This window comes from Tepidimonas sediminis (assembly GCF_007556605.1).
Classification (GTDB): Bacteria; Pseudomonadota; Gammaproteobacteria; order Burkholderiales; family Burkholderiaceae_C; genus Tepidimonas; species Tepidimonas sediminis.
In genome coordinates this window covers 1-23,513 of record NZ_VJND01000019.1, presented here as the reverse complement: position 1 = coordinate 23,513, position 23,513 = coordinate 1, and the positions used below count along the sequence as shown (strand labels likewise).

The following is a 23,513-nucleotide window of genomic DNA, read 5'->3' as shown; positions in this document are numbered from 1 at the left end:
CCAAGGGGCGACGATGGAATTCTTCCGCTTCCAGCAGCGCACGATCCCCTTCACGCGCCACATGCTGGCGCTCAACCTGGTGTCGCTCGTCACGTTCGTGCTGGCGGTGGTGTTCCTCGTCACGCGCGGACTCAACCTTTCGGTGGAGTTCACCGGCGGCACGGTGGTGGAGGTGGCGTACCCGCAGCCGGCCGACCTCGGCCAGGTGCGTGCGGTGGTGGCGCAGCTCGGCTACGGCGAGGTGCCGGTGCAGCATTTCGGCAGCGCGCGCGACGTGCTGCTGCGCCTGCCGCTGCGCGAGGGGCTGTCCTCCGGCCAGCAGAGCGAGCAGCTGCTGGCGGCGCTGCGCGCGCACACCCCCGAGGTGGAGCTGCGCCGCACCGAGTACGTCGGTCCGCAGGTCGGGCGCGAGCTGGTGGAAAACGGCCTGCTGGCGCTGGCCTTCGTCATCGCCGGCATCATGCTCTACCTCGCCGTGCGCTTCGAGTGGAAGTTCGCGGTGGCGGCGATCGTGGCCAACCTGCACGACGTGGTCATCATCCTCGGCTTCTTCGCGTTCTTCCAGTGGGAGTTTTCGCTGGCGGTGCTGGCGGCGGTGCTGGCGGTGCTGGGCTACTCGGTCAACGAGTCGGTGGTCATCTTCGACCGCATCCGCGAGACCTTCCGCCGCCAGCGCAAGATGACGACGCGCGAGGTGATCGACTACGCCATCACCTCCACGATGAGCCGCACCATCATCACGCACGGCTCCACCGAGGCGATGGTGCTGTCGATGCTGATCTTCGGCGGGCCGACGCTGCACTACTTCGCGCTGGCGCTGACCATCGGCATCCTGTTCGGCATCTACTCGTCGGTGTTCGTCGCCGCCGGCGTGGCGATGTGGCTCGGCGTGCGGCGCGAGGATCTCGTCAAGGCCCCCGCCACCAAGGGCGACCCGAACGACCCCAACGCCGGCGCGGTGGTCTGACCGCGCGCGGGGCCTCCGGCGCCGGAGGCCTGCGCTCCGGGGGCGGCGGGTCGGCTGGCCGCGCTCAGGCGCGTGCGACGCGCTGCAGCCGCCCGCCGGGCAGGCGCGCCACCACGCCGTCCAGCTCCAGCGTCAGCAGGTGCGCCTGCAGCGCCGCGGTGTCCCAGCCGCAGCGCGCCTGCAGCGCGTCGAAGTCGAGCGGGTCGTGCCCGAGCGCGCGCAGCACCGGATCGCCCTCGTCCGCCGATGCCGCCGCGGCGGCGGGTGCGCCGGGCCGGGGCGCAGGGGTCTCGAGCCGGCCCCAGACGGCGCGCAGCTCCTCCTCGATGTGCTCCACCGTCTCGACCAGCTTGGCGCCCTGGCGGATCAGCGCGTGGCAGCCGCGCGCCTGCGGCGCGTGGATCGAGCCGGGGATCGCGAACACCTCGCGCCCCATCTGCGCGGCCAGCTCCGCCGTGATCAGCGACCCCGAACCGAGCGCTGCCTCCACCACCAGCGTGCCCTGCGTCAGCCCGGCGATCAGGCGGTTGCGGCGCGGGAAGTTCGGCGCCAGCGGCGGCGTGCCAAGCGGATGCTCGCTCACGATGGCCCCGCCGGCTTCGACGAGGCGCCGCGCCAGCGCCTGGTGGCGCGCCGGATAGACGCGGTCGGCGCCGGTGCCCACGACCGCCACGGTGATGCCGCCGGCCTGCAGCGCGCCTTCATGGGCGGCGCCGTCGATGCCGGCGGCCAGTCCCGAGACGATCGCCACGCCGCGCCCGGCCAGCTCGGCCGCGAAGGCGCGCGCGTTGGCCAACCCCTGCGGCGTGGCGTGGCGGCTGCCGACGATGGCCAGCGCGCGCGGCGCCGCCAGGGCCGCCGGGTCGCCCGCGACGTGCAGCAGCACCGGCGGATCGGGCGTGGCCAGCAGGGCCGCCGGGTAGGCGGGATCGCCCAGCGCGATCAGATGATGCCCCGGTTGCGCCAGCCACGCCGCGGTCTGCGCGCGCAGCGTCTCCCAACCGGCGGGCGCCTCGCGCAGACGCCGGGCGACCGCCTCGCCGGCCACGCGGCTGAGTTCGGCCAGCGGCTGCGCCAGCACCTGGCCCGGCGGACCGAAGGCCGCCAGCAGCCGCCGCGCCGTGGCCGTGCCGACGCCGTCGGTGGTCAGCAGGCGCAGCCAGTCCTCCCAGTCCTGCGGCGCCATGCCGGATCAGGGGTTGGTGAAGCGGTCGCCGACCTTGACGCCGTCGGTGATCTGCAGCACCAGCGCGTAGGCCACGCGCTCGAAGGTACGAAAGACCATCATGACCCCGTTGCGCTCGCCAGGCAGCAGCAGCTCCGGGCGCGCCTCGTCGGTGGGGTCGGGCACGCGCGCGCCGTCCTTCAGCAGCGCCAGCACGTGCCCGTCTTCCAGGCCGTGTTCGCGGCCGCGGTTGAGCACGACCACCTGGTACTGCCCGGCGAAGTGCACCGCATCGCCGTGCACCTTGACGACCCGACCCTGTACCGGTTCACCCGGCGCGTGCGGGACGTAGGGCCCGCGCGCCAGCGGGCGCGCCGGCAGCAGGCGATCCCCCAGCCGCACCTCCTCGCGCGCCTGCACGATGTCGACCGTCGCCGGCACCGGCCGCGCCTGGCCGTCCGGGTCGGCGTCCTGGCGTTCGCCGCGCACCAGCACGGCCTGCCCGATGCGGTGCGCCTCGTAGCCGAGCACCGTGCCGTCCTCGGGGTCCTTCAGGACATGGGCCTGGCGGTAGATGTCCAGCACGCGCGCCGCGGCGCCATCGAGCTCCAGCCCCTCGCCGCGCAGGGTGGCCCCGGCACCGCTGTGGCCGCGCGCGTAGGCGCGGTCGCCACGTGCCAGCAGCACGCGCCGCTCCGGCCCGGCGACGATGCGCGGCGCCTGCTCGTGCGCGGTCGGCTCCACCACCGTGACCTCGGCCAGGTAAGGCTCGATGACGCCCGGCGGCAGCGCCGGGATCGCCGCCGGCAACGGCTCGGTGCGCACGCGCGGTGACAGCCTGACGGTCGGCGGCTCACCGTCGGCCACCTGCAGCACGGCGCGGTCGCCGATGCGCGTCAGCACCAGCACCTGCCCCGGGTAGATCAGGTGCGGGTTGCGGATCTGCTGCAGGTTCATGCCCCACAGCTCGGGCCAGCGCCAGGGCTTCTTCAGGTACAGCCCGGCGATCGCCCACAGCGTGTCGCCGCGCTTGACGGTGTAGCGCTCCGGCGCGTCCGGGGCCAGCTCCGACAGCGGCACCCCGGCCTGTGCCACCTGCTGCGCGGTGCTGCGCTGCTGCGGCGTGATCGGGTAGTTCGGGAAGGTCTGCCCCGCCGCCTGCCCGCCTGCCCAGGCCGCCAGCGCGGCGGCCAGCGCCAGTGCCCCGGCCCGCTGCGGCCGCACCCGTGGACGTCGCGTCGTGTTCATGGATGATCGATCCTCCCTTGCCATTGTGCGGGTTGCCCCCACTTCTGGCAATGCCAACCTGGGGCCGCCGGTGGCCCTGCCGCCCGAAAATAGGCAAAATCGCGACAACGATGAACACCCCCGCCGCGCAACCCTATCCCATCCTGCGCTACCCCGACCCGCGCCTGCACAAGGTCGCGCGTCCCGTGGCGCAGGTCGACGACCGCGTGCGCGAGATCGTGCGCCGCATGTTCGCCACGATGTACGCCGCCAACGGCGTCGGGCTGGCCGCCACGCAGGTCGACATCCATGAACGCATCGTCGTCATCGACGTCAGCGAGGATCGCAACCAGCCGCTGGTCCTGATCAACCCCGAGCTCGAGTGGGCCAGCCCCGAGAAGCGCAAGGGCGACGAAGGCTGCCTGTCGGTGCCCGGCATCTACGACGGCGTGGAGCGCTCGGTGGCGGTGCGCGTGCGCGCGCTCGATGAGCATGGCGCCAGCCGCGTGATCGAGGCCGAGGGGCTGCTGGCGGTGTGCATCCAGCACGAGATGGATCACCTGCAGGGCAAGGTGTTCGTCGAGTACCTCTCGCCGCTGAAGCGCGAGCGCATCCGCAGCAAGCTGCTCAAGGCCGAGCGCGAGGCGGCGCGGCAGGGCGGCGCAGGCGCGGCGCCGCGCCGGGCGCGCCACGCGGTGGTGGCGGAGGCGCAGCCTTGACGTCGGCGCAGGCGGCCGCGCGCGACCTGCGCGTGGCGTTCGCCGGCACGCCGGCGTTCGCGGCCACGGCCCTGCAGGCCATCGCCGAGGCCGGCTGGCCGCCCGTGCTGGTGCTGACGCAGCCGGACCGTCCGGCCGGCCGCGGCCTGCGGCCGCAGCCCTCGCCGGTCAAGCAACTGGCGCTGGCGCACGGCTGGGCGCTGGCGCAGCCGCGCGGGCTGCGGCTGGACGGCCGGTACCCCGAGGATGCCGCGGCGGCGCAGGCGGCGCTGCAGGCCGCCCGTGCGGACGTGCTGGTGGTGGCGGCCTACGGCCTGATCCTGCCCCCCTGGGTGCTGGCGCTGCCGCGGCTGGGCTGCCTCAACATTCACGCCTCGCTGCTGCCGCGCTGGCGCGGTGCGGCGCCGATCCAGCGCGCCATCGAGGCCGGTGATGCCGAGACCGGCATCACGATCATGCAGATGGACGAGGGCCTGGACACCGGCCCGATCGCGCTGGCCGCGCCGTTGCCGATCGGCCCCGAGGACAGCGCCGGCATGCTGCACGACCGGCTGGCGGCGCTGGGGGCGCGCCTGATCGTGCAGGCGCTGGCGCAGGCCGAGCGGGGGCCGTTGCCGGCGCGACCGCAGCCCACCGAGGGCGTGACGTACGCGGCCAAGATCGACAAGGCCGAGGCGCGGCTGGACTTCACGCAGCCAGCCGCCGTGCTGGCGCGCCGCGTGCGCGCCTTCGACCCCGTGCCCGGCGCGTGGGCGTGGCTCGAGGGGGCGCCGCTGAAGGTGTGGCGTGCGCACGCGGCGCCGTCCCCCCAGGGCGCTGTTGAAGCACCCGGCACCGTGCTGGCCGCCGGGCCTGGGGGCGTGCACGTGGCCACCGGCGACGGGGTGCTGGTGCTGACCGAGCTGCAGCGCGCCGGCGGGCGGCGCCTGCCGGTGGACGCCTTCCTGCGCGGCGTGCCGCTGCGGCCCGGGCTTGCGCTCACGGCGCCGGCCTGAGCGCGCGCCGGCTGCCCCTGGCGGATGTTCCGATGGCGTTCTGGCACACCTCCTTCCTGTCGGCGGCGCTGCGCCGTCACCCGGCCTTCCGGCTGGGGGCGCGGGAGCTGGCCGGCGCGGCCACCGGCATCGCCGCCTGGGGCCTGATGACCGGCGTGGCGATGGTCAAGGGTGGGCTCAGCTCACTGGAGGCGGTGCTGATGACGCTGCTGGTCTACGCCGGCAGCGCGCAGCTGACCGCGGTGCCGCTGCTGGTGGCCGGCGCACCGCTGTGGGTGGTGCTGGCCGCGGCGTTCTGCGTCAACCTGCGCTTCGTCGTGTTCTCCGCGCACCTGCGGCCTTACCTGGCGCACCTGCCGCGCGGGCAGCGGCTGCTGACCGGTTACCTGACCGGCGACCTCTCCTACGTGTTTTTCGCCAAGCGCTACCCCCATCCGGGGCGAAACGCCGAGGAGCGCCAGGCGCAGGAGGCCTACCTGGCCGGCAGCTGCGGGCTCAACTACCTGGCCTGGAACGCGGCCAGCCTGGCCGGCATCGCGCTGGCCCACGCCATCCCGACCGCGTGGGGGCTGGGGTTTGCCGGCACGCTGGCGCTGGTCGGGGTGGCCTGTTCGCTGGCCACCTCGCGCCTGCGCGTGCTGTCGGCGCTGGTGGCCGGCAGCGCCGCGGTGACGGCCTGGGCACTGCCCCTCAAGCTCAACATCGTGGTGGCGATCGCCGCCGCGGTGCTGATCTGCCTGATCGCCGAGGCGCACGGGCCGCGCTGGCTGCGCGGCGCCCCCATTGCCCCGCATGGAGCCGCCCGGTGAGCGAACTCGATCCCTGGCGGCTGCTCGCCTTTGTCGCGCTGGCGGCGGTGACGGTGGTCACGCGCGGCTTCTTCTTTCTGTCCGATCGGCCGTGGCGGTTGCCGCACTGGGCCGAGCGCGGCCTGCAGTACGCGCCGATCGCCGCGCTGGCGGCGGTGGTGGTGCCCGAGATCGTGATGCGCGACGGCGGCCTGATCGCCACCTGGCAGGACGCGCGCCTCTTCGGCGCCGTGGCCGGCGCGGCGTGGTTCTTCGCGCGCGGCGGAGTGCTCGGCACCATCGTCACGGGGATGGCGGTGTACCTGCCGCTGCGGCTGGGGCTGGGCTGGTAGCGCCGCGCCCCGCGGCCAGGCAGGCCTCGATCGTGGCCTGCAGCTGGGCGCGCTGCACCGGCTTGGCCAGAAAGGCGTCCATGCCGGCGGCGCGCGCCTGCGCCTGCGCTTCGTCCAGCACGTCGGCGGTCAGCGCCACCACCGGCACGCGCCCGCGCGCGCCGGGCAGCGCGCGGATGCGCCGCGTGGCCTCCAGCCCGTCGAGGTTGGGCATGTGCACGTCCATCAGGATCAGGTCCAGGTCGGCCTCGGCCGCCCGCGCCACCGCCTGCAGGCCGTCTTCGGCGAAGATCACCTCGTGACCGAGCCGCTGCAGCATCAGGCCGACCACCTTGCGGTTGACCGGATGATCCTCCGCCACCAGGATGCGCGCGCCGCGCGCCGCCGGTGACGCGCCGGCGGAGGCCTCCGGCGCCGGGGCGGCGGCCGCTTCGCCGCCCCAGGACCCCGGGCGCGTCACCGCAAAGCCGCCCGGGCCGGCTTCGGCGGTGGCCACCGGGGTGACCCATGTGGCCTCGAAGGTCGAGCCTTCGCCGGGCACGCTGTGCAGCGTGATGTCGCCCTCCATCAGCCGCGCCAGCGAGCGCGCGATGTCCAGCCCCAGCCCGCTGCCGCCGTAGCGCCGCCGGATGCCCGGGTCGGCCTGCTGGAAGCGCTGGAACAGGCGCGCCTGCGTGCCCGGATCGATGCCGATGCCGGTGTCGCGCACGGTGGCGCGCCAGCGCAGGCGCCCGTCCGGCAGCGGTTCGGCGCGCAACGTCAGCGCGACCTCGCCGCGCTCGGTGAACTTGACCGCGTTGCCGAGCAGGTTGAGCAGGATCTGGCGCACCCGTGTCGGGTCGGCCAGCACCGGCGGGGCGTCTTCGGCGTCGATCGTCACGTGCAGCGCCAGCCCCTTGGCGCGCGCCTGCGGCTCCAGCCAGCGCCGCACCTCGCGCACCAGCGCCGGCAGGTCCACCGGCTCGGGCTGGATGCGCATCTGACCGGCATCCAGCGCCGACAGGTCCAGGATGTCGTTGAGCAGCTGCAGCAGATGTTCGGCCGAAGCGCGTGCGGTGTGCAGGTGCTCGCGCTGCTCGGCGCTCAGCGGGCCGTCCTCCAGCATGGTCAGCATGCCCAGCAGGCCGTTGAAGGGCGTGCGCAGCTCGTGGCTCATGTTGGCCAGGAACTGGCTCTTGGCGCGGTTGGCGGCCTCGGCCGCGTCACGCGCCTGGCGCAGGGCCTCGTGCAGTGCCTCCAGGCGCCGCCGTTCCTCACCCTGGCGGCGCTGACGCAGCACCAGCGCCGCGGCGGCGGCCAGCAGCACCCCGACCTGCGCCGCCATCAGCCAGCCCACCGCCTGGCGCAGCGCCCGCACCTCGCGCAGCTGGGCGTCGACCAGCTCGCTGAGCCGGCTGTTGGCGCGCACGCTGAGCGCCTGCACGTCCGGACCGAGCGCGCGCAGCGCCGCCAGCACCGGCGCGAGCTGCGCGCGCTCGCGCCGTGCCAGCGCCGTATCGAGCTGCCGCACCAGCGCCTGCAGCCGCGGCAGGAGATCCTCGTAGTCCGGCTCCCCTTCGAGCGGCCGCATCGAGGGGTTGGCGTGCAGCAGCGCCACCCGCCCGGCCCAGATCTCGTGCCGCAGCGCCAAGGCGTCCCAGTCCGGCGCCGGCCCCTGCAGGGCCAGTCCGACCTCCTCGCGCAGGCGCAGGAATTCGCGTTCGTGGTGGAACACCAGTGCGGTCAGCGAGTCGGCCTGCAGCTGCGCCGACGCCTCGGCCGAGCGCGCCTGGCGCAGGAACACCGCCAGCAGCACCGCCAGTCCCGCGGCCAGCAGCGCGGTGGTCAGCGCCACCCACAGCAAAAAGCGCCGTCCCTCGCGCGCGTGCCCGCCGGCCGTCTGCGGCGCTTCGTGGGACGGCGTCATTCGACGTCCAGCGCCTTGAGCTGCCAGATCGAGCGCTCGTAGAAGCGCTTGTCGCGCAGCGCCGGATCGCTGTCGAACGGATAGACGATGAACAGCGGCCCCTTGTCGCGCACCGCCATCGGCGCGTCGTTGCGCCGCGTGGCCACGATGACGTCGTAGCGCAGCGCGTCGTCCACCGGGATGGTGACGCGGTAGTCGTTGAGCGCGGTGGCGCGCAGCCGTTGACCGTGCGCGCCGGCGGCCTGCAGCACGTCGCGCAGGCGCGGGCCGCTGAAGCTCACCGGGCCGTCGTCCCACGGCGTGCGCGTGGTGAAGCGGTGTTGCGGCAGCGCCTCCAGCATCGCGAGGTCGAACGCCGCCCGCGCACCGTGGTTGCGCTGCGTGATGGCGCCGCCCACCGTCAGCACCACGGGCCCCTGCGGCACGGGCAGACCGCTGGCGGCCGCGGCCAGCGCCGCACCGGCCGCCAGCAGGGCGGCCACGACGCGGCGTCGCCGCCAAGCGTGGCGAAATGCTGAAAACATGATCGCTTGATTGAAAATGATACGCGAGCTGATGATAAGCGCGCCCCGGTGGGGTGACAACCGCATCGGGCGCACGGCTCAGGCCGCACGGGCGCGCGCCGCGGCGCGCGCGGCGAACTCCTCGCGCAGCGCGCGCAGGCGCGCGCGCGGGTCTTCCTGCGCGGTGGCGGCGTCGAGCTGCATCTCGGCGATGAAGCGGCTGGGTTGCGCGGCCACGCGCTCGCGCCCCTGGCGGCGCGCCTTGAGCCAGCTCACCACCAGCATGCGCTGGGCGCGCGTGATGCCGACGTACATCAGGCGCCGCTCCTCCTCGATGCGCGCAGCCAGCTGCGCCGCGTCGCCGTCGGCGTCCGGCTTGAACGGCAGCAGCCCCTCGTTGACGCCGACCAGCATCACGTGCGGCCACTCCAGCCCCTTGGCCGCGTGCAGGGTCGAGAGCGTCACCGCGTCCTGGTCCTGCTCGCGCTCGGCCAGCGTGCTGATCAGCGCCACCGTCTGCGCCACTTCCAGCAGCGGGCGCGGCGTGCGCTCCAGCGCCACGCCGCCGGTGTCGTCGAGCTGGCCGCCGCAGCGCTGCACCATCCAGTCCACGAAGTCCAGCACGTTGGCCCAGCGCTGCGTGGCCTGCTGCGGGCTGTCGGCGTGGTCGTGCAGGTGGCGCTCGTAGCCGATGTCGGTGAGCCACGCCATCAGCACCGCGCGCGCCGCCTCATGCCCCACCGCGTGGCGCGCGCGGTCTTGCAGCTCGTTGACGAAGCGGCCGAACTCGTGCAGCGCGGCCAGCGCCTTGGGCGCCAGCGTGGCCTGCAGCGTCGGCGCAAACAGCGTCTCGAACAGGCTGAGCTTGAGCCCCGCGGCCACCTGCCCGAGCTGCGCCAGCGTCTGGTGGCCGATGCCGCGCCGCGGCGTGGTGATGGCGCGCAGGAAGGCCGGGTCGTCGTCCTCGTTGGCCAGCAGGCGCAGCCACGCGCACAGGTCCTTGATCTCGGCGCGGTCGAAGAAGCTCGTGCCGCCGGAGACGCGGTAGGGGATCTGCGCCTTGCGCAGCGCCACCTCGAAGGCGCGCGACTGGTGGTTGGCGCGGTAGAGGATGGCGCAGTCGCGCCAGGCCGCGCCCTGCGCGCGCAGGCCCTGGATGCGCGCCACCGCCCGCTCGGCCTCGTGCTCCTCGTGGTCGCAGGCCAGCACGCGCACCGGCTCGCCCTCGCCCAGCGCGCTCCACAGCGTCTTCGGAAACAGCTTGGGGTTGGGGCCGATGACGGCGTTGGCCGCGCGCAGGATGGCGTTGGTGGAGCGGTAGTTCTGCTCCAGCTTGATGATCTTGAGCGTCGGGAAGTCCTGCGGCAGGCGCTTGAGGTTGTCCAGCGTCGCGCCGCGCCAGCCGTAGATCGACTGGTCGTCGTCGCCGACGCAGGTCAGGCGCGGGTCGGGCCGCTCGCCGTGCCCCACCAGCGCCTTCAGCAGCTCGTACTGCACGGCGCTGGTGTCCTGGTATTCGTCCACCAGCACGTGGCCCAGGCGCTGCTGCCAGCGCTGGCGCACCTCCTCGTGCTCGCGCAGGAGCTTGAGCGGCAGCAGGATCAGGTCGTCGAAATCGACCGCCTGGTAGGCCGCCAGCCGCTCGTGGTAGCGCGCCATGACCAGCGCGATCTGGGCTTCAGCCTCGTCGCGCGCCTGCGCCAGCGCCTGCTCGGGCGTCAGCCCCGCCCCCTTCCACTGACTGATGCGCCACTGCCAGTGGCGCGCGGTGGTGGCGTCGGTGGTGCCGCCGCAGTCCTTCAGCAGGCCGACGATGTCGTCGGTGTCCAGGATCGAGAACTGGGGTTTGAGGCCCAGCGCCGCGCCGTCCTCGCGCAGGATGCGCACGCCCAGCGCGTGGAAGGTGCACAGCAGCACGCCCTGCGCGGCCTTGCCGACCAGCGTGCGCGCGCGCTCACGCATCTCGGCGGCGGCCTTGTTGGTGAAGGTGATGGCGGCGATGCGCTCCGGCGCCAGCCCCGCCTGGATCAGGCGCGCGATCTTGTGCGTGATGACGCGCGTCTTGCCCGAGCCGGCCCCGGCCAGCACGAGCGAGGGGCCGTGCAGGTGGTGCACGGCCTCCAGCTGGGCGGGGTTGAGCGTGTCGTGCATCGGTGCTCGCGGACAGGGCGGGGCGCGATGATAACGGCGGATGAGGGCGCGCGAGGTGACAGCGCCGGCGCATCGCCGCGGTTACGATGCGGCGCCATGACCCTGGGCGCCATCCTCCTCGTCACGCTGCCGTTCTTCGCGCTGGTGGCCGCCGGCTACGTGGCGGCGCGGCGCGGCTGGCTGCCGCTGGCGGCCATTCCCGGCCTCAACGGCTTCGTGCTGTTCTTCGCGCTGCCGGCGATGCTGTACCGCTTCGGCGCCTCCACGCCGATCGCGCAGCTGCTGGATGCCACCGTGGCCGGCACGTGGCTGCTGGCCGGGCTGCTGCTGGTGGCGCTGGCCGTCGCCATGACGCTGGGCGGCCGCATCGGCTGGAACGACGCCGCGTTCGGCGCGCTGGTGACGGCGTTTCCGAACACCGGCTTCATGGGCGTGCCGCTGATCGCGGCGTTGCTGGGGCCGCAGGCGGTCGGCACCGTCATCGTCGTCATCGTCGTGGACATGGTGGTGACGACCTCGCTGTGCCTGGCGCTGTCGCGGCTGGACGCCGGCGAGGGTGGGGCGCGCGCGGCGCTGAAGCAGGCGCTCGCGGGCGTGCTGCGCAACCCGATGCCGTGGGCGATCGGCGCCGGGGCGCTGGCCTCGGCCTGGCAGCTGGCGCTGCCGGCGCCGCTGGACAAGACGGTGGCGCTGCTGGCCGACGCCGCCAGCCCCGTGGCGCTGTTCACCATCGGCGCGGTGCTGGCGCGCTCCCAGCTGCAGGCCGACCACCCGATGCCGTGGCGCGACTACGTACCGCTGGCGCTGGCCAAGCTGCTGCTGCACCCGCTGCTGGTGCTGCTGCTGGGTGCGGCGCTGGCGCAGCTCGGCGCGCCGCTGACGGCACCGACGCTGACGGTGCTGGTGGTGGCCGCCGCGCTGCCCAGCGCCAGCAACGTGTCGCTGCTGGCCGAGCGCATGGGCGCCGACAACGGCCGCATCGCCCGCATCATCCTGGTCTCGACGGCGCTGGCGTTCGTGACCTTCGCCGCCGCGGTCGCGTGGTTGCGGCCAGGTTGAGCGTTCGGCCACCGCCGGCGCGGGTGGAGGTGTGGAGGAGATCGACGGTGAACGGAGCCCAGGCCCTGATGCGTACGCTGGTGGACGCCGGCGTGACGGTGTGCTTCACCAACCCCGGCACGTCCGAGATGCATTTCGTGGCGGCGCTGGATGCCGAGCCGCGCATGCGCGCGGTGCTGACGCTGTTCGAGGGCGTGGCCACCGGTGCGGCGGATGGCTACGCCCGCATGACCGACCGCCCCGCCGCCACGCTGCTGCACTTGGGCTGCGGGTTGGGCAACGGGCTGGCCAACCTGCACAACGCGCGCCGCGCGCACGTGCCGCTGCTCAACATCGTCGGCGACCACGCCACGCACCATGCGCCGCTGGACGCGCCGCTGCAGTCCGACATCGAGACCGTGGCGCGCGCCGTCTCGGGCTGGTGGCGCACCTGCCGCCACCCGCAGGAGCTGGGTCAGCTGGCGGCACAAGCGCTGGCGGCGGCGCAGCAGCCGCCCGGCCAGGTGGCCACGCTGATCCTGCCGGCCGACGTCTCGTGGGGCGAGGGGGCCGAGCCGGCGCCGCCTCCGCCGCCGCTGGCGCCGATGCCGGTGGAGGACGACCGCCTGGAGCAGGTGGCGCGGGCGCTGGCCAGCGGCGAGCCGGCCGCGCTGCTGCTGGGAGGGCGGGCGCTGCGGGCCGCGGCGCAGCTGGATGCCGCGCGCGTGGCCGCCGCCTGCGGCGCGCGCCTGCTGGCCGAGACCTTTCCGGCCCGCATCGAGCGCGGTGCCGGGTTGCCGCCGTTGCCGCGCCTGGCCTACCTGGCCGAGCTGGCTGGTACCCAGCTGCGGGGTCTGCGGCACCTGGTGCTGGTCGGGGCGCGCGCGCCGGTGTCGTTCTTCGCCTATCCGGGCAAGCCGGGCTCGCTGGTGCCGCCCGGCTGCACGGTGCACACGCTGGCCGCCCCGCAGGAGGACGCGGCCGATGCGCTGCAGCGGCTGGCGCAGCGCCTGCGGGCCCCCGCGCGGGCGCCGATGGTGTGGCCGCTGCGGCAAGTGCCGCGGCCGCGCGGGCGCCTGAGCCCGGCCAGCGTGGCGCGCGCCGTGGCCCACGTGCTGCCCCCGGATGCCATCCTCGTCGACGAGAGCCAGACCACGGGCGTGCTGCTGCCGCACTTCACGCGCACCGCGCCGCGCCATGACGTGCTGACGCTGACCGGTGGCGCGATCGGCCAGGGGCTGCCCAACGCGGTGGGCGCGGCCATCGCCTGTCCGGGGCGACCGGTGCTGGCGTTGGTGGGCGACGGCGCGGCGATGTACACGCCGCAGGCGCTTTGGACGATGGCGCGCGAGGGTCTGCACGTGGTCACCGTGGTGCTCAACAACCGCGCCTACGCCATCCTGAACCTGGAGCTGCGCCGCACCGGTGCCGTCGGCGACGGTCGGCGCGCGCGGGCGCAGTTCGACCTCGCCCAGCCGCCGCTGGACTTCGTCGCCTTGGCCCAGGGCATGGGCGTGCCCGCCCAGCGCGTCGCCACCGCGGAGGCGCTGCAGGAGGCGCTCGCGCGCGCCTTGGCCGCACCCGGTCCGCACCTGATCGAAGCCGTCCTGCCCAGCACGATGCGCGGTGTGCGGCTGCGCCTGCTGCCCTACGTGCTCGGCCTGCTGCCGTCGCTGCCGGCAGCCGTGGCGCGTGGCGTGCAGCGCGCGGTGGCGCCGTGATGGTGCGGGCCCCTGCTCAGTAGCCCAGCGGATCGACGTCGATCGCCCAGCGCAGCAGGCCGCGTGCCGGCCCGGCGCGGCGCAGCGCGTGCAGCCGCGGCGTCCAGGCCGCCAGCAACGCCTGCAGCGCCGGGCGGCTCGCCGACTCCAGCAGCAGCTGCGCGCGCTCCACCCCCGCCACGCGCACCATCGTCATCGGCACCGGCGCGTAAAGCGTCACGTGGGCGCGGCCCGGCAGGCCGTCGGTCTGCTGCGCGGCCAGCTGCAGCCACGCCAGCGCCGCCTCCAGCGTGCGCGCCTCGGCGCGCAGCAGCGCCTGATGCGCAAACGGCGGCATGCCGGCGGCGCGGCGTTCCTCCAACTGCTGGGCGGCAAAGCCCGGGTAGTCGTGCCGCGCCAGCGCCGCAAACAGCGGGTGCTGCGGGTAGGCCGTCTGCACCCACAGCTCGGCGCGGCTGCCCTGCGCGGCCATGAACGTCGCGTCGCGGCCGGCGCGGCCGCCGGCCTGCAGCAGCAGCGCGAACAGCCGCTCCGGTGCGCGCCAGTCGCTGGCGAACAGCGCCGCATCGGGGTTGACCGCCGCCACCAGCGTGATGCGGCGAAAGTCATGCCCCTTGGCCACCATCTGCGTGCCCACCAGCACGTCGACCTCACCGCGGTGCACCTGCCCGAGCAGCGCCTGCAGCTGCTGCGGGGTGCGCGCGCTGTCGGCGTCGAGCCGGCCGACGCGCACCGGGGCACCATCGGGGCGCCGCAGACCGGCCAGGGTCTGCTCCAGGTGCTCCTCCAGCCGCTGCGTGCCGCGACCCAGCGGCGCCAGATCGACGTTGCCGCAGTCCGGGCAGGCACGCGGCACCGCCGCGGCGTGGCCGCAGTGGTGGCAACGCAGCCGCCGCTCGTCCTTGTGGAAGACCAGGTACGCGCTGCAGTGCGGGCAGCCGCTGGTCCAGCCGCAGTCGGGGCACGCCAGCACCGGTGCGTAGCCGCGGCGGTTGAGCAGCAGCAGCGCCTGTTCGCCGCGCGCCACGCGGGCCTGGATCGCCTCCAGCAGCGCCGGCGCCAGCAGCGCCCCACGCGGCTGGGTGCGCATGTCCAGCAGCCGCAGCGCCGGCCGCGCCGCGCCGCCGATACGATCGGACAGCTCCACGAGCCGGTAGCGCCCCTGCAGCGCGGCGTGCCAGCTCTCCAGCGCCGGCGTGGCCGAGCCGAGTACCACGCGGCAGCCCTGCGCCGCCAGCAGGTGGGCGCGGTAGACGGCCAGATCGCGTGCCGAGTAGCGTGCGCCCTCCTGGCTCTTGTAACTGGGGTCGTGCTCCTCGTCGACGACGATCAGCCGCAGCCGCGGCAGGCTGGTCCACACCGCGGTGCGCGTGCCCAGCACCACGCGCGCCTGGCCCAGATGCGCCGCCAGCCAGTGGCGCAGCCGCTGCGCGGGTGTGAGGCCGGAGTGCAGCGTCACCACCGCGGCACCGAAGCGCTCGCGCACGCGCGCTTCCAGCTGCGGCGTCAGGTTGATCTCCGGCACCAGCATCAGCACCTGGGCCCGGGCGTCGCGCGCCAGCACCTGCGCGGCGGCCTGCAGGTAGACCTCGGTCTTGCCGCTGCCGGTGGCGCCGAACAGCAGCACCGGCCGGTCGGCCTCGGCGACGGCCTGCACCGCGGCCTGCTGGTCGGGCGTCGGCGACGGGGCGGGCGCGGTGGGCGCCGCCGGCGTCATGTCGGCTCGCCGCGCCAGCCGCCGTTGCAACCCCGCGGCGTCGAGCGCGCGCAGCGCCGGCGGCAGTGCCGCCAGCGCCACCTCGCCGAGGCTGCGCTGATAGTAGCGGGCGGCAAACGCCACCAGCGCGCACCATTCGTCGGGCAGCGGCGGCAGCGCGGTCAGCACCTCCTGCACCGGGCGCAGCGCCTCCCGCGCCGGCGCCTCGCCGTCGGGCGCCTCGGGCCAAACCACGCCGAGCACCGTGCGCCGTCCCAGCGGCACGCGCACCAGCGTGCCGCTGGGCAGCGGATGGGGGTGGCGGTAGCTCAGCCGCGCATCCAGCCCGCCATGCGCCGGCATCGGCACGACGACCGTCAGCACCACGCCGCCGCCGGCGGCGGACGGCTCGCGGGGCGAGGGGCAGGGCGACTCGGGCACGGTCAGGAAGCCGGCGGGTTGTCCCGCAAAGTTGTGGATAACGTTGTGGAACGGCTGCGGATCGCGCGTGCAAACCCTTGCCGCGCAAGGGTTCCATCAGACTGCCGAAAAAGATGGCAATCGCAAAAATCCTTGCAAATCAAGCACTTGTATCGGTGTCCGGGAGGTTTGTCCTGCCGCCGGCCGGCGGGATGACGATGCGCCCGGACGGTGCATCGCTGTGCACAACAGGCCGATCGCGTTGCACCGGAGGCGAGCGTCACGCACCGCGCTGGCGCATGCGCCGCGAGTGCGCGTGCACGGTCTCCACGAGCGCCTGCACATGCTCCGGCGGCGTGTGCTGGCTGATGCCGTGGCCGAGGTTGAAGATGTGCGTCGGCCCGCGGCGGGTCGGGTCGGTGTGCGGGGCACCGAACGCCTCCAGCACCGCCACCGCCTGCTCGGCCACCGCCTCGGGGCTCGAGAGCAGCACCGCCGGATCCAGGTTGCCCTGCAGCGCCTTGCCCGGCCCGCCCGGCAACCCGCCCACCAGCGCGCGCGCGCGGCCCAGGTGCACCGTCCAGTCCACGCCCAGCACGTCGCAGTCCAGCGCCGCCATCTCGGCCAGCCACGGCGCGCCGCCCTTGGTGAAGACGATGCGCGGGATGGTGGCGCCGTCGTGCGTGCGCGGCAGCTGCGCCAGCACGCGCTGCGTGTAGGCCAGGCTGAAGCGCTGGAACATCCCGTCGGCCAGCACCCCGCCCCAGCTGTCGAACACCATCACCGCCTGCGCGCCGGCGCGGATCTGCTCGGTCAGATACGCCGCCACCGCGTCGGCGTTGACCGCGAGCAGCCGGTGCATCAGGTCCGGGCGGCGGTACATCAGGCTCTTGACGTGGCGGTAGTCGTCCGAGCCGCCACCCTCCACCATGTAGCACGCCAGCGTCCACGGGCTGCCGGAAAAGCCGATCAGCGGCACGCGCCCCGCCAGCGCCCGCCGGATCGACGTCACCGCGTCGAACACGTAGCGCAGCCGCTCCATGTCCGGCACCGCCAGCGCCGCCACGTCGGCCTCGTTGCGCACGGTGCGCTCGAACTTCGGCCCCTCGCCGGCCTCGAAGCGCAGCCCCAGGCCCATCGCGTCCGGCACGGTCAGGATGTCGGAAAACAGGATCGCCGCATCCAGCGCGTAGCGCTGCAGCGGCTGCAGCGTCACCTCGGTGGCGAAGTCGACGTGGGTGGCCAGTCCCATGAAGCTGCCGGCGCGCGCGCGCGTCGCGCAGTACTCGGGCAGGTAGCGGCCGGCCTGGCGCATCAGCCAGATCGGCGTGTGCTCGGTGGCCTGGCCGAGGCAGGCGCGCAGGAAGGTGTCGTTGGTCAGCGGGGCAAAGGACATCGGGGTTCGCTCGGGTGGTGCGGATCGCGGCGCATTATCGCCGCGCCGCCTGGAACGCCGCGCGCACCTCCGCCACGCTGAGCACCTCGGTCAGCACCTGCGGCGGCCGCCCCGGCACGTGCAGCACGTACACCGGCACGCCGCTGCGCCCGAGCCGGGCCAGCTCCTGCGTGATGGCCGCATCGCGCCGCGTCCAGTCGGCGCGCAGCAGCGCGATGCCGGCCTCCTCGGCGTCGCGCAGCACCGCCGCGTCGCGCAGCACCGCGGCCTTGTTGACCTGACAGGTCACGCACCAGGCGGCGGTGAAGTCGACGAACACCGGCCGCCCGGCGGCCAGCAGCTCGGCCTGGCGCGCCGCCGACCACGGCGCCCACGCGCCGTCGGCGGGGCTGGCCTGCGCGGCGGGGGCGGCGCCGTCCGCGTCGCGCACCACCGCCGGCCCGACGCTCCAGCCCAGCGCCAGCAGCGCCAGCACCCCCAGCGCCGCCAGCGTGCGCGCGCGCCGCCCCAGCGCCCACAGCACCCAGGCCAGCGCCAGCAGCAGCAACAGCAGCGCCGCCGCGCCGTGGATGCCGCTTTGCTGCCCCAGCACCCACAGCAGCCAGACCGCCGCCGCCAGCATCGGAAACGCCATCGCCTGGCGGAACGTCTCCATCCACGGCCCGGGGCGCGGCAGCCGCCGCGCCAGCCCCGGCCACCAGCTCGCCGCCAGGTACGGCAGCGCCATGCCCAGCCCCAGCGCGCCGAACACCGCCAGCGCCGCCGGGGCCGGCAGCGTCACCGCCAGCCCCAGCGACGCGCCCATGAACGGCGCCGTGCACGGCGAGGCCACCGCGGTGGCCAGCACCCCGGTCAGGAAGGCATCGGCCAGCGGATGGCGCAGCTGCAGCCCGGCCAGCCCCGACGGCGCCAGCTGGCGCAGCTCGAACAGGCCCGCCAGGTTCAGCGCGATGAAGGTGAACAGCACCGTCAGCCCCGCCACCACCCATGGGTTCTGCAGCTGAAAGCCCCAGCCCACCGCCTCGCCGGCGCTGCGCAGCGCCAGCAGCAGCCCGCCCAGCGCCAGGAACGACAGCATCACGCCCGCCGTGTAGGCCAGGCCCCCCAGCCGGTGCGCGCGCGCATCCGCCCCGTGCGCCTGAAACGCCATCACCTTGATCGCCAGCACCGGAAAGACGCACGGCATCAGGTTCAGGATCATGCCGCCTGCCAGCGCCCCGAGCAGCGCCAGCGTCAGGCCCAGCGTCGTCGGCCCGCCGGCGCCCGCCGCGACTGTCGGAGCCGGTGCGGGGGCCGGCGGCGCGTCCGGCAGCGCCACCGCCGGCCACGTGCCCTGCACGTCGGCCTCCAGCCGCACGCCGGCGGCCGCCGGGCCGTGATCGGCCTCGGCGCGCGCCAGCACGAAGGCCAGCCGTGCCGCCGTCTCGCTGCGGTAGGGGTTGAACGGCAGCGTCGCGCGCCAAGTCTCGCCGTCCCAGCCCTGCGTCCACGGCGCACCGGGGGCGATCAGGTTGGCCGTCTCGGGAAAGAACTCCAGCGCCCGCCCGTGCCAGTCCGCCGGCAGGCCGCGGGCGTGCACGTGCAGGCCGGCCTCGTCCACGCGCAGCTCGGCGCGCGCCTGCGGCAGCGCGCGCGGCGCGGCGGCCCACGCGGCCTCGAATTCGGCGGCGTGCTGCGCGATCGGCACGCCCGCGGGCAGCTCCAGCCGCAGCGTGGCCTCCTCCGGCACGCATTCGCGGCGGCAGATCAGCCAGGTCGCGTGCAGCTGCACCGGCAGGCTCGCGCCCTGCCAGCCGGCCGGCAGCGTCACCGGCACCGGCAGCAGCACGGTACCGTCGTAGCCGTAGTTGGCCAGATCCCCGAGCGGAAACTTGCGCGGCGTCGGCCACTGGATCGCGCCGGCCTGCACGCCCTCGGGCAGCGTCCAGTTCAGCTCGATCGGCAGGCCCGAGTCGCCCGGGTTGTGCCAATAGGTGTGCCACTCGGGGGCATGCTCAATGCGCAGCCCCAGCCACAACGGCCGCCCGGCCGCCACGCCCTGCGGCGCGTGCGCCAGCAGCTGCACCTGCGCGTACTCGGTGCGGGCGCGCTCACCCGGCGCGCCCGCCGCGGCGCCGACCCCGGGCAGGCCCGCCAGCCCCCCCTGCGCCGCCACCCACAGCGGCAGCAGGGCCGCCACCAGCCCCGTCGCCAGCGCGCGCGCCGCGCGCCGCATCGTATCGTGCATCGTCCTCATCGTGCATCCATGGAACCGTCGCATCCCCGGGGGGTTCCCGGGGAAGGAACCGATTGTCCGCCATCGCCCCCGATAGCCAAAATCGATCCCGGCCATCGTCGCGCGCAGGCTTCACAAGCCGCGCGCGCTGGCCAACAATCCCGCACGGTCGGTGTGGACGTGGAGGACGACGCATGCCTTCGATCGACAAGGCCATCGACGGTTGGGTGCAGCGCTGGCGCCAGCAGGTCGACCTGCCGTTGCGCGTCTGCTGGGGGGTGGGCGGCGGCGAGCCGGCGCGCTGCTGGGACCTGGGCACGTTCGACGCCCCGCGCGTCGTCATCACGGTGCGCGACGCCGCGGCGCTGACCGCGCTGCTCGACCCCTCGCTCGACAGCCTGGGCGAGGCCTACGTCGAGGGCCGCATCGACGTCGACGGTGACATCGACGACGTGCTGGCGATGGCGCACACGCTGGTGCGCCGTGCCGCCGAGGGCGAAACGTCCCAACCCTCGCTGCTGCAGCGCGTCGTCAAGGGGCTGACGCACAGCCGCAAGCTCGACCGTGAGGCCATCCAGTACCACTACGACGTCTCCAACGCCTTCTACGCCGAGTGGCTCGATCCGGCGATGGTGTACTCGTGCGCCTACTTCGAGCGCGGCGACGAGGACCTGGCCACCGCGCAGACCAAGAAGATCGACCACATCCTGACCAAGATCCGTTTGCAGCCCGGCCAGACGCTGCTGGACATCGGCTGCGGCTGGGGGGCGCTGGTGCTGCGCGCGGCGCAGCGCTTCGGCGCGCGCTGCGTCGGCATCACGCTGTCGCAGGCGCAGTACGAGCTGGCGCGCGAGCGCGTCGCCGCCGCGGGCCTGGCGGACCGCATCGAGATCCGCCTGCAGGACTACCGCGACGTGGAGGGCACGTTCGACCGCATCACCAGCGTCGGCATGTTCGAGCACGTGGGGCTCAAGCACCTGGCGGACTACTTCCGCATCATCCGCGCGCGGCTGGCGCCGGACGGCTGGGCGATGAACCACGGCATCACCACCACCGATCCCGGCGATGGCGAGACGCCCTACGGCGGCGGGCGCTTCATCGACAAGTACGTCTTCCCGCACGGCGAGCTGCCGCACATCGCCACCGTGCTGCGCACCATGCAGGAAGGGGGACTCGAGCCGTTCGACGTCGAGAACCTGCGCCGCCACTACGCGCGCACGCTGCAGTGCTGGAGCGCCACCTTCGAGGCCAAGCGCGAGCGCCTGCGCGCCATGGTGCCGGAGCGCATCTGGCGCATCTGGCGCGTCTATCTGGCCGGCTGCGCCTGGGCGTTCGAGCACGACCAGATCGCGCTCTTCCAGGTGCTGTGCCGCCCGGCCGGCCGCAGCGCACAGGAGCTGCCGTGGTCGCGCCGCTGGATCTACGAAGCCGCGCCGGGCGGCTGAGCACCGGGCCGGCTGCGGGCACGCGCGGCTGCGCTACGATGCGCCCATGACGTCCGCCGCCTCGTCCGGCCTGCGCCGCTGGGCCGATCTCGCCTGGCCTGACTTCGCCGCGCTCGATCCGGCGCGCACGGTGGCGGTGCTGCCGCTGGGCGCCACCGAGCAGCACGGCCCGCACCTGCCGCTGGATGTGGACACCGCCATCGTCGAGGCGCTGCTGGTGCGCGCCGCCGCGCACCTGCCTGCCGACGCCCCGCTGCTCGCGCTGCCGACGCTGGCGGTGGGCCTGAGTCCGGAGCACGCGGCCTTCCCCGGCACGCTGACGCTGGCGCCGGAGACGGCGCTGGCGCTGCTGCGCGACGTGGCCGCCGGCGTGGCCCGTGCCGGCGTGCGCAAGTTCGTCATCCTCAACGGCCACGGTGGCCACGTCGGGCTGCTGGACGTGGCCACGCGCTCGATGCGCGCGCAGCACGGCTTGCTGGTCTGGAGCGTGCCGTGGTGGCAGCTGCCGCTGGTGGAGCCCGATGGCCACGATCTGCTCGCCGACCTGCCGCCGCACGAGCAGCGCTTCGGCGTACACGCCGGCCGGCTCGAGACCGCCGTCATGCTGGCGCTGGCGCCGCAGCGCGTGCGCCGCGGCGAGCTGCGCACCTTCGCCTCCACCTCCGAGGCGCGCGCGCAAGCGTACGCCCTGCTCGGCAACGGCCGCAGCGCCAAGTTCGCCTGGGCGATGCAGGACCTCAACCCGCTGGGTGCCGCCGGCGACGCCGCCGCCGCCGACGCCGCCTGGGGCGAGCGCGTGCTGGCCGCGGCCGCGCGCTCGCTGGCGCGGCTGCTGCTCGAGGCCGTCGCCGTCCGGCCCGACGACACCCTGGCCGCCGGCCCCCTGGCGCGCTGAACCGGTTGTCCCGGAGGGCGGCGCCGTCAGGCGTAAGTGATCCAGTCGCGGTGCTGCGGCTCGCTCAGATGCGGCAGCGTGTTGAAGCTCACCAGCGCGCAGCGCTTCGGCGTGTGCGCCACCTCCGTCACCGACGTGTTGCGCAGCCGCAGGTTGAGTTCGATCGTCGTCTCCGGTTGCGCTCCCAACAGATGCCCCACCAGCGTCGCGATCGGCCCGCCGCTGCTGACGATCAGCACGTCGCCCCGGCACGAGCGGCGCACCTCATCCAGCACCGCCACCGTCGCCTGCCGCCACGCCTCGTACGTCGGCATGCCGCGCGGCGAGATCACCCCATCCATCCAGCCGCGCAGCGCATCGCGCAGGAGCCGGAAGTGCGCGCGGTAGCCCTCCGGCGTGGTCGGGTCGCCCGCCGGCGGGGCATGCAGCGCCTCCAGCAACGCCGCGCTGTCGTACTCGTCCAGCGCCGTCAGCGCCTGCGCCTCCAGCGCCACGCCCCAGCCGGCACGCAGCGCCTCCCACGTCTCGCGGTGGCGCCTCAGTGTGCCGGTGCAGACCCGCTCCACCCTCACCCCGTGCGCGCGCAGGTACTCGCCCAGCCGCTGCGCCTGCCGCCAGCCCAGCGGGCTCAGGCGGTCGTAGTCGTCGTCGCCGAAGCTGGCCTGTGCGTGGCGCACCAAGTACACGGTTCCCATGCGCCCATTGTCCGGGTCGCGCCGGCCCGCCGCCGTCGCCGCGGTGACGGCCGGGCGCGCCCTCACGGCGCCGCGCCCAGACCAGGAGCCGAGGTGGCCAGCCAGCCCGCGGTCAGCGCCAGCGCCAACCCCATCGCCCCGTTGAAGGCGCGCAGGCGCCGCCGGCTCGCGCGCCCGTCGACGACCGGCCCCTCCAGCCAGTGACGCAACGCCGCGCCCACCAGCGCATAGGTCAGGTTGCTGGTCAGTGCGTAGAAGACCATGACCGGCAGCACCAGCCAGAAGCGTAGCCACGCTTGCGGCTGCCCGGCGATCCAGCCGGCCACCACGGCCAGCGCCAGCATCCACGCCTTCAGATTGAGGAACTGCAGCGCCACGCCGCGCGCAAACGACAGGTGCAGCGTGCGCCCGCCCGTCCCCGGCCCCGCCGGCCGGGCCAGGCGCCACGCCAGCCACAGCAGGTACGCCACCCCGCCCCACAGGATGCCCTGCCGCAGGGCGGGTGCGGCCAGCACCGCCGCGCCGACCCCGGCCGCGCACAGCGCCAGCAGCAGCGCCCAGCCCACCGGCACCGCCAGCACGAACGGCAACGCGCGCCGCAGGCCGCCGTTGGCCGCCAGCGCCGTCGACAGCGTCGTGTTCGGCCCTGGCGTGAAGCTCGTCGCGGTGGCCAGCGTCAGCAGCGCCACCCACTCTGCTGTCGTCACCGCCGCCCTCCCCGCGGGGCGCCGCCGTGCCCAGTCCCCCGCGCCGCGGTTCCGCGCATCGTGCGCGGGAAGCGCCTGCCTCGATCGCGTGCCCCGTCCATGCCCGCCAGCGTAGCACGGCGGCCGCCGCGGGCGGCGCCGGTCCCTTGCGTGCGGCCTGACGCGCTCGCCGCCCGAGCCCGCTGCCCCGGCGCGCCACGGGCGCCGCGGACCTCGGGTTCGCCGGCGTGGTCGAAGATGATCCAACCGACCGAAATCGTGCTATAGTCTCGGGCTCCCGAGACGCCGCCGCTGCCGAGGTGGCGGCTGTGATCCGGGGCGACACAGGCGCGGCCGGCCGAAGGCATCTTGTCAAAGCCGTCAAAACTGTGTCATAATACGAGACTCTGCTGATCGCGGCAGGGTTTGTTTGAGAGGATCGTTAACAAGCAACAGCCGATAAGCGTGGGCAGGCGCGGTGCGAGCCGTGGTCTGTGCTCTGTGGTGGGTTTGCGGGGACTGCCTGTTGGGT

At 74.5% G+C, this 23,513-nt stretch carries 19 protein-coding genes; 9 read left to right on the top strand and 10 right to left on the bottom strand.

Annotated features, from left to right (window positions below; all coding sequences use genetic code 11):
• The first annotated feature begins 13 nt into the window (after positions 1-13).
• Positions 14-967 (top strand): protein translocase subunit SecF, encoded by a 954-nt coding sequence (gene secF / locus Tsedi_RS11565; RefSeq protein WP_143896769.1) that lies wholly within the window; start codon positions 14-16, stop codon positions 965-967.
• Between the two features lie 64 nt (positions 968-1,031).
• Here secF and dprA read toward each other — a convergent pair whose 3' ends face one another.
• On the bottom strand, positions 1,032-2,153 hold the full coding sequence (dprA, locus tag Tsedi_RS11560; protein ID WP_143896767.1) for a DNA-processing protein DprA: 1,122 nt from the start codon (positions 2,151-2,153) through the stop codon (positions 1,032-1,034).
• Between the two features lie 6 nt (positions 2,154-2,159).
• Positions 2,160-3,380, bottom strand: coding sequence for a LysM peptidoglycan-binding domain-containing protein (locus tag Tsedi_RS11555; RefSeq protein ID WP_246099268.1), 1,221 nt, complete (start codon positions 3,378-3,380; stop codon positions 2,160-2,162).
• Positions 3,381-3,490: 110 nt separating this feature from the next.
• Here Tsedi_RS11555 and def point away from each other — a divergent pair, with 110 nt between their 5' ends.
• The 4 genes from def to Tsedi_RS11535 are packed head-to-tail and all read left to right on the top strand — an operon-like array spanning position 3,491 to position 6,214.
• The gene (gene def, locus Tsedi_RS11550) at positions 3,491-4,078 is read left to right on the top strand and encodes a peptide deformylase (RefSeq protein ID WP_143896763.1); all 588 of its coding nucleotides are present in this window, start codon (positions 3,491-3,493) and stop codon (positions 4,076-4,078) included.
• A 26-nt stretch (positions 4,079-4,104) separates the two neighbouring features.
• Positions 4,105-5,073 carry a methionyl-tRNA formyltransferase gene (gene fmt, locus Tsedi_RS11545; protein ID WP_143896782.1) on the top strand — a complete coding sequence of 323 codons (969 nt, stop codon included), beginning with the start codon at positions 4,105-4,107 and terminating at the stop codon, positions 5,071-5,073.
• 32 nt (positions 5,074-5,105) lie between these two features.
• Positions 5,106-5,882 (top strand): AzlC family ABC transporter permease, encoded by a 777-nt coding sequence (locus Tsedi_RS11540; RefSeq protein ID WP_143896761.1) that lies wholly within the window; start codon positions 5,106-5,108, stop codon positions 5,880-5,882.
• The gene (locus Tsedi_RS11535; protein WP_143896759.1) at positions 5,879-6,214 is read left to right on the top strand and encodes an AzlD domain-containing protein; all 336 of its coding nucleotides are present in this window, start codon (positions 5,879-5,881) and stop codon (positions 6,212-6,214) included. Before Tsedi_RS11540 ends, Tsedi_RS11535 begins: the two co-directional genes overlap by 4 nt.
• Here the strand turns inward: Tsedi_RS11535 and Tsedi_RS11530 are convergent.
• The 3 genes from Tsedi_RS11530 to Tsedi_RS11520 form a co-directional block, all read right to left on the bottom strand.
• The gene (locus Tsedi_RS11530) at positions 6,165-8,120 is read right to left on the bottom strand and encodes an ATP-binding protein (protein ID WP_143896757.1); all 1,956 of its coding nucleotides are present in this window, start codon (positions 8,118-8,120) and stop codon (positions 6,165-6,167) included. The genes Tsedi_RS11535 and Tsedi_RS11530 overlap by 50 nt on opposite strands.
• A complete protein-coding gene (locus Tsedi_RS11525) occupies positions 8,117-8,602 on the bottom strand; it encodes a putative pterin-binding protein (protein WP_246099267.1) in 486 nt (161 codons plus the stop codon). The genes Tsedi_RS11530 and Tsedi_RS11525 overlap by 4 nt, the downstream gene beginning before the upstream one ends.
• A 120-nt stretch (positions 8,603-8,722) precedes the next feature.
• Positions 8,723-10,774, bottom strand: a complete 2,052-nt coding sequence (locus Tsedi_RS11520) for an ATP-dependent helicase (protein WP_143896753.1) — start codon at positions 10,772-10,774, stop codon at positions 8,723-8,725.
• A gap of 96 nt (positions 10,775-10,870) precedes the next feature.
• Here Tsedi_RS11520 and Tsedi_RS11515 point away from each other — a divergent pair, with 96 nt between their 5' ends.
• Together Tsedi_RS11515 and Tsedi_RS11510 are read left to right on the top strand one after the other, a co-directional pair.
• Positions 10,871-11,833, top strand: a complete 963-nt coding sequence (locus Tsedi_RS11515) for an AEC family transporter (RefSeq protein WP_425472764.1) — start codon at positions 10,871-10,873, stop codon at positions 11,831-11,833.
• Between the two features lie 47 nt (positions 11,834-11,880).
• On the top strand, positions 11,881-13,533 hold the full coding sequence (locus Tsedi_RS11510) for an acetolactate synthase large subunit (RefSeq protein WP_143896751.1): 1,653 nt from the start codon (positions 11,881-11,883) through the stop codon (positions 13,531-13,533).
• A gap of 16 nt (positions 13,534-13,549) precedes the next feature.
• Here Tsedi_RS11510 and priA read toward each other — a convergent pair whose 3' ends face one another.
• The 3 genes from priA to Tsedi_RS11495 form a co-directional block, all read right to left on the bottom strand.
• Positions 13,550-15,592 (bottom strand): replication restart helicase PriA, encoded by a 2,043-nt coding sequence (gene priA / locus Tsedi_RS11505; protein WP_143896779.1) that lies wholly within the window; start codon positions 15,590-15,592, stop codon positions 13,550-13,552.
• Between the two features lie 337 nt (positions 15,593-15,929).
• Positions 15,930-17,045, bottom strand: coding sequence for a uroporphyrinogen decarboxylase (gene hemE, locus Tsedi_RS11500; protein ID WP_143896749.1), 1,116 nt, complete (start codon positions 17,043-17,045; stop codon positions 15,930-15,932).
• A gap of 34 nt (positions 17,046-17,079) precedes the next feature.
• Complete coding sequence (locus Tsedi_RS11495) at positions 17,080-19,272, bottom strand: protein-disulfide reductase DsbD family protein (protein WP_246099266.1); 2,193 nt, start codon at positions 19,270-19,272, stop codon at positions 17,080-17,082.
• A gap of 182 nt (positions 19,273-19,454) precedes the next feature.
• Here Tsedi_RS11495 and Tsedi_RS11490 point away from each other — a divergent pair, with 182 nt between their 5' ends.
• Both Tsedi_RS11490 and Tsedi_RS11485 read left to right on the top strand, forming a co-directional pair.
• On the top strand, positions 19,455-20,705 hold the full coding sequence (locus Tsedi_RS11490) for an SAM-dependent methyltransferase (RefSeq protein WP_143896747.1): 1,251 nt from the start codon (positions 19,455-19,457) through the stop codon (positions 20,703-20,705).
• Between the two features lie 46 nt (positions 20,706-20,751).
• Complete coding sequence (locus Tsedi_RS11485) at positions 20,752-21,600, top strand: creatininase family protein (RefSeq protein WP_143896745.1); 849 nt, start codon at positions 20,752-20,754, stop codon at positions 21,598-21,600.
• A 26-nt stretch (positions 21,601-21,626) separates the two neighbouring features.
• On the opposite strand, the gene Tsedi_RS11480 is transcribed toward Tsedi_RS11485, so the two are convergent.
• Both Tsedi_RS11480 and Tsedi_RS11475 read right to left on the bottom strand, forming a co-directional pair.
• Positions 21,627-22,295, bottom strand: a complete 669-nt coding sequence (locus Tsedi_RS11480; RefSeq protein WP_143896743.1) for a histidine phosphatase family protein — start codon at positions 22,293-22,295, stop codon at positions 21,627-21,629.
• 62 nt (positions 22,296-22,357) lie between these two features.
• Complete coding sequence (locus Tsedi_RS11475; RefSeq protein ID WP_143896741.1) at positions 22,358-23,002, bottom strand: LysE family translocator; 645 nt, start codon at positions 23,000-23,002, stop codon at positions 22,358-22,360.
• Positions 23,003-23,513: the final 511 nt, after the last annotated feature.

Bases quoted from the DNA above. Each gene is read 5' to 3' on its own strand.
- secF (WP_143896769.1), top strand. From the start codon at position 14: ATGGAATTCTTCCGCTTCCAGCAGCGCACGATCCCCTTCACGCGCCAC.
- dprA (WP_143896767.1), bottom strand. From the start codon at position 2,153: ATGGCGCCGCAGGACTGGGAGGACTGGCTGCGCCTGCTGACCACCGAC.
- Tsedi_RS11555 (WP_246099268.1), bottom strand. From the start codon at position 3,380: ATGAACACGACGCGACGTCCACGGGTGCGGCCGCAGCGGGCCGGGGCA.
- def (WP_143896763.1), top strand. From the start codon at position 3,491: ATGAACACCCCCGCCGCGCAACCCTATCCCATCCTGCGCTACCCCGAC.
- Tsedi_RS11540 (WP_143896761.1), top strand. From the start codon at position 5,106: ATGGCGTTCTGGCACACCTCCTTCCTGTCGGCGGCGCTGCGCCGTCAC.
- Tsedi_RS11530 (WP_143896757.1), bottom strand. From the start codon at position 8,120: ATGACGCCGTCCCACGAAGCGCCGCAGACGGCCGGCGGGCACGCGCGC.
- Tsedi_RS11520 (WP_143896753.1), bottom strand. From the start codon at position 10,774: ATGCACGACACGCTCAACCCCGCCCAGCTGGAGGCCGTGCACCACCTG.
- Tsedi_RS11515 (WP_425472764.1), top strand. From the start codon at position 10,871: ATGACCCTGGGCGCCATCCTCCTCGTCACGCTGCCGTTCTTCGCGCTG.
- priA (WP_143896779.1), bottom strand. From the start codon at position 15,592: ATGCCGGCGCATGGCGGGCTGGATGCGCGGCTGAGCTACCGCCACCCC.
- hemE (WP_143896749.1), bottom strand. From the start codon at position 17,045: ATGTCCTTTGCCCCGCTGACCAACGACACCTTCCTGCGCGCCTGCCTC.
- Tsedi_RS11495 (WP_246099266.1), bottom strand. From the start codon at position 19,272: ATGCACGATACGATGCGGCGCGCGGCGCGCGCGCTGGCGACGGGGCTG.
- Tsedi_RS11490 (WP_143896747.1), top strand. From the start codon at position 19,455: ATGCCTTCGATCGACAAGGCCATCGACGGTTGGGTGCAGCGCTGGCGC.
- Tsedi_RS11485 (WP_143896745.1), top strand. From the start codon at position 20,752: ATGACGTCCGCCGCCTCGTCCGGCCTGCGCCGCTGGGCCGATCTCGCC.
- Tsedi_RS11480 (WP_143896743.1), bottom strand. From the start codon at position 22,295: ATGGGAACCGTGTACTTGGTGCGCCACGCACAGGCCAGCTTCGGCGAC.